Source organism: Bradyrhizobium sp. USDA 327 (genome assembly GCF_041262065.1).
GTDB lineage: Bacteria > Pseudomonadota > Alphaproteobacteria > Rhizobiales > Xanthobacteraceae > Bradyrhizobium > Bradyrhizobium liaoningense.
In genome coordinates, this window is the sequence record NZ_JBGCCW010000001.1 from 862,536 (window position 1) to 875,452 (window position 12,917).

The 12,917-nt window shown below is 65.0% G+C and carries 11 protein-coding genes; 7 read left to right on the forward strand and 4 right to left on the reverse strand.

From position 1 onward, the window contains the following. Window positions 1-222: 222 nt before the first annotated feature. From pgm to ABIA42_RS03780, 4 genes are all read left to right on the forward strand, one after another. Window positions 223-1,869 carry a phosphoglucomutase (alpha-D-glucose-1,6-bisphosphate-dependent) gene (pgm, locus tag ABIA42_RS03765; RefSeq protein WP_370115421.1) on the forward strand — a complete coding sequence of 549 codons (1,647 nt, stop codon included), beginning with the start codon at window positions 223-225 and terminating at the stop codon, window positions 1,867-1,869. Between the two features lie 261 nt (window positions 1,870-2,130). Continuing rightward, window positions 2,131-3,180, forward strand: coding sequence for a Rieske 2Fe-2S domain-containing protein (locus tag ABIA42_RS03770; protein WP_370115418.1), 1,050 nt, complete (start codon window positions 2,131-2,133; stop codon window positions 3,178-3,180). Window positions 3,181-3,185: 5 nt separating this feature from the next. Beyond that, complete coding sequence (locus ABIA42_RS03775) at window positions 3,186-3,938, forward strand: GntR family transcriptional regulator (protein WP_061028707.1); 753 nt, start codon at window positions 3,186-3,188, stop codon at window positions 3,936-3,938. Between the two features lie 11 nt (window positions 3,939-3,949). Continuing rightward, window positions 3,950-4,930, forward strand: coding sequence for a 2Fe-2S iron-sulfur cluster-binding protein (locus ABIA42_RS03780; RefSeq protein WP_370115415.1), 981 nt, complete (start codon window positions 3,950-3,952; stop codon window positions 4,928-4,930). Between the two features lie 299 nt (window positions 4,931-5,229). Here the strand turns inward: ABIA42_RS03780 and ABIA42_RS03785 are convergent, their stop codons facing one another. The 3 genes from ABIA42_RS03785 to ABIA42_RS03795 form a co-directional block, all read right to left on the reverse strand. Then, window positions 5,230-7,191 carry a putative bifunctional diguanylate cyclase/phosphodiesterase gene (locus ABIA42_RS03785; protein ID WP_370115413.1) on the reverse strand — a complete coding sequence of 654 codons (1,962 nt, stop codon included), beginning with the start codon at window positions 7,189-7,191 and terminating at the stop codon, window positions 5,230-5,232. A 169-nt stretch (window positions 7,192-7,360) separates the two neighbouring features. Next, window positions 7,361-8,221 (reverse strand): DMT family transporter, encoded by an 861-nt coding sequence (locus tag ABIA42_RS03790; RefSeq protein WP_271526737.1) that lies wholly within the window; start codon window positions 8,219-8,221, stop codon window positions 7,361-7,363. 65 nt (window positions 8,222-8,286) lie between these two features. Beyond that, a complete protein-coding gene (locus tag ABIA42_RS03795) occupies window positions 8,287-8,901 on the reverse strand; it encodes a TetR/AcrR family transcriptional regulator (protein WP_370115411.1) in 615 nt (204 codons plus the stop codon). A gap of 298 nt (window positions 8,902-9,199) precedes the next feature. Between ABIA42_RS03795 and ABIA42_RS03800 the strand changes: the two genes are divergently transcribed. Beyond that, the gene (locus ABIA42_RS03800) at window positions 9,200-10,144 is read left to right on the forward strand and encodes a hypothetical protein (protein ID WP_271526736.1); all 945 of its coding nucleotides are present in this window, start codon (window positions 9,200-9,202) and stop codon (window positions 10,142-10,144) included. 18 nt (window positions 10,145-10,162) lie between these two features. On the opposite strand, the gene ABIA42_RS03805 is transcribed toward ABIA42_RS03800, so the two are convergent. Further along, complete coding sequence (locus ABIA42_RS03805; RefSeq protein ID WP_370115409.1) at window positions 10,163-10,528, reverse strand: nuclear transport factor 2 family protein; 366 nt, start codon at window positions 10,526-10,528, stop codon at window positions 10,163-10,165. Window positions 10,529-10,628: 100 nt separating this feature from the next. Between ABIA42_RS03805 and ABIA42_RS03810 the strand changes: the two genes are divergently transcribed. Together ABIA42_RS03810 and ABIA42_RS03815 are read left to right on the forward strand one after the other, a co-directional pair. Continuing rightward, complete coding sequence (locus tag ABIA42_RS03810) at window positions 10,629-11,219, forward strand: TetR/AcrR family transcriptional regulator (RefSeq protein ID WP_370115407.1); 591 nt, start codon at window positions 10,629-10,631, stop codon at window positions 11,217-11,219. A gap of 53 nt (window positions 11,220-11,272) precedes the next feature. After that, entirely contained in the window at window positions 11,273-12,898 is a 1,626-nt protein-coding gene (locus ABIA42_RS03815) for a GMC family oxidoreductase (RefSeq protein WP_370115405.1), read from the forward strand. Window positions 12,899-12,917: the final 19 nt, after the last annotated feature.

Sequence of the window (12,917 nt, forward strand, 5' to 3'; positions counted from 1 at the left end):
CCTGATCCCGCAGCATGGGTTTGTCATAGAGCTCCGGAGTTAACAAACCGGCCATTGGCGCGCGGTCACTGCCGCGCGGGCGCCCTGATCCGTGACCGGGCGTCCGCCACCATCACGCCCCAAGGAACGCCTTCCCAATCGCGCGTGTTGTGGCCTTGGCGGGGGCGCGGCCGATGCTATGGTGTCCCGCTATTTCCGTGACGACAGGACGAGGATATTTCAGTGGCTGATGTTCATCCCGCGGCGGGCAAGCAGGCCTCGCCGGACGCGCTCACCAATATTCCGCGGCTGGTGACGGCCTACTTCGCAGGCAAGCCCGATGCATCGGATCCGGCGCAGCGCGTGGCGTTCGGCACGTCGGGCCATCGCGGCACCTCGTTCAAGAACACGTTCAACGAAGGACACATCCTCGCGACCACGCAGGCCATTTGTGACTACAGACGAGAAAAGGGGCTGACGGGTCCGCTCTTCATCGGCATCGACACCCACGCGCTGGCCGAGCCGGCGCTCGTCAGCGCCATCGAAGTGTTCGCCGCCAACGGCGTCGATGTCATGATCGACAAGAACGGCGGCTACACGCCGACGCCCGTCATCTCGCACGCCATCCTCACCTACAACAAGGGCCGCGCCAGCGGCCTCGCCGACGGCATCGTCATCACCCCCTCGCACAATCCGCCGGAGGACGGCGGCTACAAATACAATCCGCCGCATGGCGGCCCCGCTGATACCGACGTCACGGGCGTGGTCGAGAAGCGCGCCAACGCGTACCTGGCCGACGGCCTGAAGGGCGTGAAGCGCATCGACTATGCCAAGGCGCGCAAGTCCGCGAACGTCCACGCCTACGACTTCATCACCCCTTACGTCGCCGATCTCGGCAATGTCGTCGATCTCGACCTCGTCAAATCCGCCGGCGTCAGCATCGGCATCGATCCGCTCGGCGGTGCCGCCGTGCATTACTGGCATCCGATCATCGAGCGCTACGGTCTGAAGGCCACGGTGGTGAACGAGGCGATCGACCCCACCTTCCGCTTCATGACGGTGGACTGGGACGGCAAGATCCGCATGGATTGCTCCTCGCCTTACGCGATGGCGAGCCTGATCGCGATGCGCGACCGCTTCGACGTCGCGTTTGCCAACGACACCGATGCCGATCGTCACGGCATCGTCACGCGCACCGGCGGCCTGATGAATCCGAACCATTACCTGGCGACCGCGATCTCCTATCTGTTCGCGCACCGCCCACACTGGGGCAAGGATGCCGCGATCGGCAAGACGGTGGTGTCGAGCTCGATCATCGATCGCGTCGCCAGGAAGCTCGGCCGCAAGCTGGTGGAGACGCCGGTCGGCTTCAAATGGTTCGTCGACGGGCTCCTCACCGGCGGCTTCGGCTTCGGCGGCGAGGAGAGTGCAGGCGCCTCGTTCCTGCGCCGCGACGGCGCGGTCTGGACCACCGACAAGGACGGCATCATCCTCGGCCTGTTAGCTGCCGAGATCATGGCGAAGACCGGTCGCGATCCCAGCCAGATCTTTGGCGACCTCACTGCCGAGTTCGGCATGCCCCATTACGCGCGCATCGACGTCGCCGCGACCGGGCCGCAGAAGAACATCCTGAAGTCCGTCAGGCCCGAGCAACTCGGCCTGAAGGATCTCGCCGGCGATCCGGTTCGCGCGACACTGAGCAAGGCACCCGGCAACGGCCAGCCGTTCGGCGGCATCAAGGTGGAGACCGACTATGGCTGGTTCGCCGCGCGGCCGTCCGGCACCGAGGACGTCTACAAGATCTACGCCGAAAGCTTCCGCAGCACCGAGCATCTGAAGAAGATTCAGGAAGAGGCCCAGGCCGGGCTGAAGAAGGTGTTCGGGGCGTAGGGCGCCCGGAGCTGCGGACAATCACGTCTCTATAGGTCGTCATGCCCGGGCTTGTCCCGGGCATCCACGTTCTACGTGCCGAGCGGCAGCGCGTGGATGGCCGGGACAAGCCCGGCCATGACGGGGCCTCTATCCTCTACGTCAGTTCTGTATACATTCAATTCGAAACAGGTATCATAGTAATCACATTTTTATCTTGAATGATCTCTTTCCTCAGTTACTGTATACATAACGCATACATAAGCCGTGGGAGCGAGACCGATGACAAAGCCCTTCCCCATGAACGCCTGGTACGCCGCCGCCTGGGACGCCGAGGTGAAGGCGGCGCTGCTGCCGCGGACGATCTGCGGCAAGCATGTCGTGATGTATCGGAAGGCCGATGGCGCGGTGGCCGCGCTGGAGGATGCCTGCTGGCATCGCCTGGTGCCGCTGTCCAAGGGCCGCCTCGAGGGCGACACCGTCGTCTGCGGCTATCACGGCCTGAAGTTCAATGCGCAGGGGCGCTGCACCTTCATGCCTTCGCAGGAGACCATCAATCCGTCGGCCTGCGTGCGCGCCTATCCCGTGGTCGAGCGTCACCGCTACATCTGGCTCTGGATGGGCGATCCCGCGCTGGCCGATCCCACGCTGGTGCCGGACATGCACTGGAATCACGATCCGGCCTGGGCGGGCGACGGCAAGACCATTCACGTCAATTGCGACTATCGGCTCGTGCTCGACAATCTCATGGACCTCACCCACGAGACCTTCGTGCACGGCTCCTCGATCGGCAACGAGGCGGTCGCCGAAGCGCCGTTCGACGTCACCCATGGCGAGAAGACGGTGACGGTGACGCGCTGGATGCGAGGCATCGAGCCGCCGCCGTTCTGGGCCAAGCAGCTCGGCAAGCCCGGGCTCGTCGATCGCTGGCAGATCATCCGTTTCGAGGCTCCGTGCACCATCGCGATCGACGTCGGCGTGGCGCCGGCCGGCACCGGTGCGCCGGAAGGCGACCGCTCGCAGGGCGTCAACGGCTTCGTGCTCAACACCATCACGCCGGAGACCGAGAAGACCTGCCATTATTTCTGGGCGTTCGTCCGCAACTACCGCCTCGGCGAGCAGCGCATCACCACCGAGATCCGCGAGGGCGTCTCCGGCATCTTCCGAGAGGACGAGCTGATTCTGGAAGCGCAGCAGCGGGCGATGGACGAGAACCCCGATCGCATCTTCTACAATCTCAACATCGACGCCGGCGCGATGTGGTCGCGCAAGCTGATCGACAAGATGATTGCCAGGGAGAATGCACCGCAACACCTCCAGGCCGCGGAGTAGGGGACATGGCCGAGCGCGAGGTCGACCGCTCCGTCTCGCAGACCGTGAAGGCGCAGCTCGCGCTGCGCGACCAGATCCTGTCGGGGGCCTTGCGCCCGGGCGAGCGCATCTCCGAGCTTCAGGCGGTGGAGACCACCGGCGCCTCGCGCACGCCGGTGCGCATGGCGCTGGTGCGGCTGGAGGAGGAGGGCCTCCTGGAGGCGATTCCCTCCGGCGGCTTCATGGTGAAGGCGTTTTCGGAGCGCGACATTTCCGACTCCATCGAGCTGCGCGGCACGCTGGAAGGCTTGGCTGCGCGCTTCGCGGCCGAACGCGGCGTCTCCGCGCGCGAGCTGGAGCCGCTGAAGGAATGTCTTGCGGCGATCGACGAGCTTCTGCGGCAGGTGCCGATCTCGGTCGATGCCTTCTCGTCCTATGTCACGTTGAACGCGCGCTTCCACGCCGTGCTCACGGAACTGTCGCGCAGTCCGCCGCTGATCCGCCAGATCGACCGCGCCTCGGCGCTGCCGTTTGCGTCCCCGAGCGGCTTCGTGATGGCGCAGTCGGCGCTGCCGGAGGCGCAGCAGATCCTGATCATCGGGCAGGAGCACCATCGCGTCGTGATCGACGCCATCGAGAACCGCGAAGGCGCGCGCGCCGAGGCCATCATGCGCGAGCATGCCCGGCTCGCGGTGCGAAACCTGCGGCTCGCGCTGCGCAACCGGACCCATCTCGACCTCTTGCCGGCGCTCGCGCTGATCAAGACCGCAACCGATTGAGGGCAGTCACCATGCGCTTCATCGAAACCTGGATTCCTGCAACGCTCGTCTCGACCCGCGACCTTGCGCCCGGCATCCGCGAATTCCTGATCAGGCCGGATCAGCTCGACGTCACGGCCTATCCGGTCGGCAGCCACATCAATGTCAGCGTGACCATCGACGGTCAGCCGGAGACGCGGTCCTATTCGCTGGTCGGCGAGGCCTCTTCGCACGGCTTCAGGATTGCGGTGCGCCGCGCCGAGGATTCCCGCGGCGGTTCGCGCTACATGTGGTCCTTGCAGCCGGGCGCGCGGCTCGACATCACCCAGCCCGCCTCGCTGCTCGCCGTGGACTGGACGCGGCAGAACTATTGCCTGATCGCCGGCGGCATCGGCATCACCCCGATCCTCGGCGCGGCGCAGGCGCTGGCGCGCCGCCGGCCGGATGTCGTGCTGCACTATGCGGTGCGCTCGCGCCGGGAGGCCGCCTATCTCGACGAGCTCGCCGCGATGCTTGGCGATCGCCTCGTCGTCCACGCGAGCGACGAAGGCAGGCGGCTCGATCTCGACGCGCTGTTCGCTTCACTGCCGCAAGCAACGCTGGCCCTGTTCTGCGGCCCGATGCGGCTGCTGGACGCCGCGCGCCATGCCTGGATCGGCGCCGGCCATGCGCTCCCCGATCTCCGCTACGAGACCTTCGGCTCCAGCGGCACGCTGCCGACCGAAACGTTTCGCGTGCGATTGAAGGACTCGAACATCGAGCTGGAAATCCCGCGCGAGCGCTCGATGCTGGACGTGCTCAACGCCAGCGGCCATGACGTGATGTTCGACTGCAGGCGCGGCGAATGCGGCCTGTGCGCCATCGACGTGGTCGAGGTCGACGGCGAGATCGACCATCGCGACGTCTTCTTCAGCGACCACCAGAAGCACGGCAACCAGAAGATCTGTGCCTGCGTCTCCCGCGCCCGCGGCACCATCACCGTGGACACGCTGCTGCGGGCGGACGCGGTCTGAGCGAGCCCGGAGCCTGTTAGGAGCAATGGACGGCGCCGCGGTCTCCGCCTCTCCCGCTCGCGGGAGAGGTCGGCGCGAAGCGCCGGGTGAGGGTTCTCTCCTCTGGGGGAGTCCCTCTGCGGAGACACCCTCTCCCCAGCCCTCCCCCGCAAGCGGGGGAGGCAGCGCACCTTCTTCCTCTCGGGAGTGTGTATGAGCAACGGACAGTGCCGCGAGCCCACCTCTCCCGCGTGCGGGAGAGGTCGCGCCGACGGCGCGGGTGAGGGCTCTTTCCTCTTGGGGAGTCTCTCTGCGGCGACCTACGCCGCGTAAGTCGCCCGATACTTCCTCGTATCCAGCAACGCCAGCACGCCATTGGCCGACACCGGCCGGCTGATCAGATACCCCTGCACCTCGTCGCAACTGATCTGGCGCAGACATTCGAGCTGGTCGGCAGTCTCGACACCCTCCGCCACCACGCCGATCTGCAAATCGCGCGCGAGCCCGATCACCGATTTGACGATGGCGGCGCAGTCCGGCTGCACCAGCATGTCGCGGATGAAGGACTGGTCGATCTTGATGCGGCTGAACGGCAGCTTGCGCAGGTAGGTCAGCGAGGAAAAGCCGGTCCCGAAATCGTCCAGCGCCACCGTGACGCCGAGCTCGAGCAGCGCGTTCAGGACCGTCGCGGCCGAGCCGTATTTCGACAGCAGCATCGATTCGGTGATCTCGATCTCGAGCCGGTGCGGAGCGATCTTGGCATCGGCGAGCGCCTGCACGATGGTCTGGAGGATGCCTGTGTTGTGAAATTGCGCTGCCGAGAAGTTGACGGCGACCCTGATGTCTTCCGGCCACTCGGCAACACTTGCGCAGGCGCGGCGGATGACCCATTCGCCGATCTCGTGGATCAGCCCGGTCTCCTCCGCGATCGGGATGAATTCGCTTGGCGGCACCAGCCCGCGCGAAGGATGCTGCCAGCGCAGCAGCGCCTCCAGGCCGGTGATCCGGTTGGTGCCGAGATCGAGGAATGGCTGAAAGACCAGGAATAGCTCGTTTCGCGCGATCGCACCTTCAAGGTCTGATTGCAGCGCCTTGCGGTCGCGGGACAGCCTGTCGTCGGCTTGTTCGAAGAAGCACACCGTGCCCGGCCCTGCCTTCTTGGCGCGGTAGAGCGCCGTGTCGGCGTTCTTCATGATGTCGAGCGCGGTGTTGCCATCGCGTGGCGCCAGCACGATGCCGACGCTGGTCGCGCCGGCGATCTGGCGGCCCTCGATCTGGAACGGTTCGGTGAAGGCCGCGACGAAGCGCTCGGCGATTTCGAGCGCATCCTCCGGCCGCGCCAGATTGGCCATGACCAGCGCAAACTCGTCGCCGCCGATGCGTGCGACGTGCTCGGCCGCGCGCGTGCAGCGTTGCAGGCGGCTTGCAACCTGGACCAGGAATTCGTCCCCGGCGGGATGACCGAACTGGTCGTTGACGTCCTTGAAGCGGTCGAGATCGAGCAGCAGCACCGCGAAGTCCTCACTCGACAACGCCAGCCGTTTGAGCGCCGCATCGAGCGTCTCGTTGAAGGCGACGCGGTTGGGCAGATGTGTCAGGGGATCCAGCCGCACCGTGCGCTCGGCCTCGATCTGCCGCATCACGCGCCGCGCGAACGAGAACGAGTTGACGAACACGCCGCGCAGCAGGACGCTGCCATAGACCACGACGAGAAAGGCGATCAGCAGGAAGGCCAGATCGCCGTTCCTGCCGAGGCAGATCGCGATCCCGACGAAGATGGGGGCCGTGAAGGCGATGGCCGCGATCGGGATGGTAGCGAAGGCCAGCGCGCCGCCGGCCAGCATGCCCGAGCACAGGCAGGTGATGACGAGCTGGCCCCCGGTCGAGGCGTCGGCGAAGAAGGCGACCGGGACGATGCCCCAGGCGGTGCCAAGGATGAAGGCGTTGCGCACCAGCCGGTGCATCGCGCGACGCGAGACGAATTGCGGCTTGGTGATGCGGCGCGCAGCGTGGGATTGCAGCCCGAAAGCGATCGCGCCGCCGGCGACGGTGACCGCCCAGATCAGGGCGAGGGTCCCGTCCGGCGACTGCCACAGTGCGATGGCGAGCACGATGGCGTTGCAGGCATTGGCGAGCATGATGCCGACCGAATAGCCGAGCACCAGCGACATCTGTTCGGCCCGGATATGCCCGGCCACGGCCTCGTCGGTTGCGGGACCGCCAAAGGCCGACAGATCGCCGGCGAACAGCCGTGCGACATAGTTGGTCGTTTGAGTCCGCATGCGATAGCCTAGCAGCACCGGCCGTTGTCCGGCTCGATCAGGAGAATTCGTTGCAAACCTTTGACGAACTATGAATTATCCTCGTTTGCCGCGGTGACCGCGACCACTTCTGCGTGTTCGTCACGCAGTATCGATAACAAATCGATACAAATGCCTGACAGGCCGGACATCAAATGGGGCGAGGGCGCGGTCTCAGCTGCGTGATGGCGACCCCGGACATCGCGAGCAGTCCGCCGACGATCAGCTTTGGCGTGAGTCGGTCGCCGAGAAACAGGACGCTCGAAAGCAAGGCAAACACCGGAAGCAGCAGACCAAAGGGCGCGACGCGCACCATCGAGCAACGGGCGATCAGCCAGAACCAGAGGCCAAACCCGACAATTCCCCCCACGAAGATCGTGTAGGCGAGCGCCAGCCAGCCAAGTTCGCCCGCCGTCACAAGGCTCGCCGCTTGTCCATATTCAAGGAGCAGCGACATCAACATGACCTGCGGGACCGTAAGCAGCGAGGACCACCCCATCAACATCAAGGGATCAAAGGGCCCGTAACGCTTCGTCAAGACGTTGGACACCGCGAAGGCAAGAGCGGCACCAACCACAAGCAGCAGCGGAATCAGGTTGGTCGACAGGCCCGGCTCCGCCGCGAGCACGGTCACGCCGACGAATGCAAGCACGACTCCGGCAGAGGTGGCGAGAGACGGCCTCTCCGCCAGAATGGGCCAGGACAACAGGATGGTGAAGGGCGTGGCGAGCTGGTACGCGACGGCCGACATGCTTCCCGAGCCGAGTCCAAGCCCGACATAGAACAGCCCGAAATTCAGTCCGCCCAGGAACAGCGAGATGGTCGCAACAGGACCTAGTTGTCGACGCGTGGGCCTCGCGACGAAGGGAACGAGCAGCACTGCGATAGCCAGAAAGCGTAGTGCGAGGAAGAACAGTGGCGGAAACTCCGCGACGCCCACCTTGATGGCCACGAACTGATATCCCCAGATCATGGGAACGGCGATGGCGCAAACGATCTGGATGCCAGACATGGCGCACCTTTCAGGACCGATCAGTCCATATGTGGATGCGCCAGTATGCCGAGGCATCCATCGAATTACTTCACGAAGCGGCCGACGAGAGCGTCGGCGGCGGCTTGCGACGCGATCCGGGCCGGAGCCGTCTTGCCGACGACACGCAATCCTTCGACGAAACAGACGAGAATGCTGGCGGCGATCGCGGGCTCGACACCGTCGGCCAACTTGCCGGCCGCTTTCGCGCGCGAGAGTGCATCCGTCACCTTGGCTTCCATGGCCTTGAAGAAGCCCGCAACGCGGCGACCCACTTCGGCATCCTGGCCGGCCAATTCCATGGCTGTGGCTACCAAGAGGCATCCGCGCCGTCCGTTGCTCCCACTGGTGCGCTCGACGTAGCCGGCAAGGTAGGCCCGCAAGCCTACCACCGGATCGTTGCGAGGATCGAATTCCCCTTCCATACGCCTCAAGGCATCCGCGATGTAGCGATCAAGCGCGCGCAAGAACAGCGAATGCTTGTCACCGAAAGCGGCGTAGAGGCTGCCCCGCGACAATCTCGTCGCACGAAGGAGGTCGGGCAACGCCGTGGCATGATAGCCACGCGACCAGAACACCTCCATCGCGCGCTCGACGGCGATTTCTGTATCGAAACTTCGCGGCCGGCCACGGGGCGGCTGCGCTGGGGTTGTGTGCCTCATGCCGATATATATAGACCGATCAGTCCTTAAATGGCAAGCGACGCACGGGACTTGCGCTCGCTCCGGATGGTCAGCCCTTCCAAATGGGAGTCTCGCCAGGTCAGGCCTCAGGTGCGTCAGCGTCTCGCATTAAGGCCTGAGCGGCTCCCGCGCCGGGAAGAGCGGCTCCTCGATCCGCTTTCTACCACCCCTGAGGGGATCGAGACGCCTCGCTCCATCGCATGATACGTTCGTCGGACCGACAGGCCACCGTCGCCGCGTCGGCACTGGATGCGTTTGAAATCCCGAGGGCCTGTCCATGAGCGAGCCTTCAGCCGATGTTTCGGCAACGGTCGAATACACGATGGATAAATGGCGGATGGACCGCATTCCATGGGCCATGTGGGCTTGCGTCGCCGGCCTCGCGGTCGCGCTTCACGCCGAGAGCCGGGGCCAGAATGGAGCGGCCTTGGCCGCTGTCTACCTGGGTCTCCTGGGGCTGGCGTTCGCAGGCTATGCACTGACGAGCCTGATCGGACGGTCCGGGCTGCCCTTGCTTCTCGAATTGTTCATCGGCCTCCTGGTCCTGATCATCGTCTCCGGCGTGATCGGTGTGATCAGCGTGTTGGTCGGCGGGCCAAGCGGCCGCTCCAGCTATGTCGGCGCCATACGCAGTCTCTATTGGAGCCATCTCGTAAATCCATCGCTGAATGTTTTCGGCTGGATGTTGCTCTATCTGGGTTTCGGATGGATCGCGTTTTCAGCTTACCGGCACTTCTATGCGGATCGGGCGGTCGTCTCCATGTCTGCCGCGGGCATCCGGTTTCACAGGCCATGGCTCAAGGGTCTCTTCATTCCCTGGCAGGAGGTGCGCGGGGTAGGCCACCTCGTCGTTCCCGGCATCTCGGGGGTGCCGTACGTCAGTCCCTACGCTGCGGCCGTCACGGTCGGTCAGGATTTCTATGAGCAGCATATCGCCCCGAAACGCAGCTTCTTCTCGCCACCCGGGGCCGAAGCGATGTTCCAGCCGAAAGGCGAGATGATGCAGGTGGTGCTGAACAGCTCCGACATGACGGTCAAGCCGGAAGATTTTCTCGGGCCTGCCGAGGCGCGATGGAAGGCATTTCGGGATCAACCCAGGCCGTCATCCCCAAACGACGGCACCATCGTCTATGGACGCTGGTCGATCGACGGCTCTCGGTGGCAGGCCGTCCGGTTTCTTGCGCCCCTCAGCGGCATGGCCGTGGTCATGCTGTACCGATGATGGCAATCAGCGGAAATGTCAGCGTCCGAGCTGCTTCGGATCGTAGAAGAACCGCTCCTCGATGATCTCGTTGCCTCGCCAGGTCTGCCAGGCAATCTCCTCGAGCGTCCGCGTGACGCCTTCAGCGTTGGTGAAGGAGAATTTCCAGCGGCTGGCGACGATATCGCCATCGATCAGGCTTGGACCGATGCGCACGGCAGTGACCTCCTTGAACGCCGCCAGCACGCGACGCTCCTTGTCCGCGAGCTTGTCGCGCCCGACCACCGGCGCGGCGAGATTCTCGTGGGTCGCGGCATCCGGCGTGTAATAGTCGAGGATCGCTCCGACGAAGTCGCCATCCTCCAGCCTCCTTGCGAAAGCTTCGACGATCTCACGGCTCGGCATGATGCACCTCGGGGATAAACCGACTGACAGTCGGTAAATACCGACCGGCGGTCGAAAAGTCAACTGGCGGCCGGCGTATGATTGAATTAGACGAGGGCCCATGGCGAAACAGGCGGAGCGGCGCGCAGCAACAACCGAGGCGATCCTGACGGCGGCGCGCCGCCTGTTCGGAGCGCAAGGCTTCGCCGCCACGACCATGGACGAGATCGCGGACGCTGCGGGCATCGCCAAAGGCGCGGTCTATCATCACTTCAAGACCAAGGAGGCGGTGTTCGAAGCCGTGTTCGACCAGGTCTCGCGCGATCTCGTGATCGAGATCGACGGCACCGCGCGTGCCGAGAAGGACGTGCTCGCCGCCATGGTCGCGGGCACCCAGCATTACTTTGCCGCGACGGCGAAGGGCCCGACCGGCCAGATCATTCTGCGCGACGGTCCCGCCGTGCTCGGCTGGGAGCGTTGGCGCGAGATCGACGCCAAGCATTTTGGCGGCAAGCTGCCGCGCGCGATTGCGGCTGCCATGGAAGCCGGCCTGATCGCCCGCCAGCCCGTCGAGCCGCTGGCTCGGCTGCTGCTCGGCGCAGTCACGGAAGCCGCGGTCGCCTGCGCCGGACGCGCTGACATCGCAAGGGCAGGCGCGGAATATGCCCGTGCGTTCAAGTCGCTGGTCGAGGCGCTGCGCGTGCGCGAATGATTGTGCTAAGTGAACGACGGAAACGCCCACACCAACAAGAAGAACAGTAGCGCATGAACGCAAATTCCTCCCTCGCGCCGTCCGATCCCGAATTCGACTACGTCATCGTCGGCGCCGGCTCCGCCGGCTGCGTGCTCGCCAACAGGCTCTCGGCGAACGGCAAGCACAGCGTGCTGTTGCTCGAAGCCGGCCCGAAGGATTCCAACATCTGGATCCACGTCCCGCTCGGCTACGGTAAGCTGTTCAAGGAGAAGACGGTCAACTGGATGTACCAGACCGAGCCGGAGCCCGAACTGAAGGGGCGCCAGGTGTTCCAGCCGCGCGGCAAGACGCTGGGCGGGTCGAGCTCGATCAACGGCCTGCTCTATGTCCGCGGCCAGCACGAGGACTACGACCGCTGGCGCCAGCTCGGCAACACCGGCTGGGGTTACGACGATGTGCTGCCCTATTTCAAGAAGGCCGAGAACCAGTCGCGCGGCGCGGATCAGTATCACGGCACGGGCGGTCCGCTGCCGGTATCCAACATGATCGTCACCGATCCGCTGTCGAAAGCCTTCATCGACGCCGCGGTCGAGACCGGTCTGCCCTACAATCCCGACTTCAACGGCGCCACGCAGGAAGGCGTCGGCCTGTTCCAGACCACGACGCGCAACGGCCGGCGTGCCTCGACGGCGGTGGCCTATCTCGGACCCGCCAGGACGCGCAGCAATCTGAAGATCGAGACGTCCGCGCTCGGCCATCGTATCCTGTTCGAAGGGCGCCGCGCGGTCGGCGTCGAGTATCGGCAAGGCGCGGCGTTGCGCCGCGTGCGGGCGCGGAAGGAGATCGTGCTGTCGAGCGGCGCCTACAACTCGCCGCAACTGCTCCAGCTCTCCGGCGTCGGTCCTGCCGATCTCCTGCGCAAGCACGGCATCGATGTGGTGCTGGACGCAGCCGGCGTCGGGCGCGATCTCCAGGACCACATGCAGGTCCGCATCGTGATGCGCTGCTCGCAGAAGATCACGCTGAACGACACCGTCAATCATCCGCTTCGCCGCACCATGGCCGGCGCACGCTATGCGCTGTTCCGCAAGGGCTGGCTGACGATTGCGGCCGGCACGGCGGGCGCGTTCTTCAAGACCAGCCCGCGGCTGGCCTCGCCCGACATCCAGGTCCACTTCCTGCCGTTCTCGACCGACAAGATGGGCGAGAAGCTGCACGATTTCTCCGGCTTCACGGCGTCAGTGTGCCAGCTCCGGCCCGAGAGCCGCGGGACCTTGCGCATCAAGAGCGCGGACCCGACCGTGCCGCCGGAGATCCGCATCAACTACATGTCGACCGAGACCGACCGCACCACCAACGTCGAGGGCCTGAAGATCCTGCGCATGATCCTGAATGCGCCGGCGCTGAAGCCGTTCGTGGTCAGCGAGTACGATCCCGGGGCGAAGGTAGCCACGGACGCCGAGTTGCTCGATTATTGCCGCGAGCGCGGCAGCACCATCTACCATCCGACCTCGACCTGTCGTATGGGCAATGACGCGCTCGCGGTGGTCGATCAGCGGCTGAAGGTGAGGGGGCTCGACGGCCTTCGCGTCGTCGACGGCTCGATCATGCCCGATCTCGTCTCGGGGAACACCAACGCGCCGATCATCATGATCGCCGAAAAGGCCTCCGACATGATATTGGAGGACGCGCGCTGAGCACGCGCCCCGGATGGAG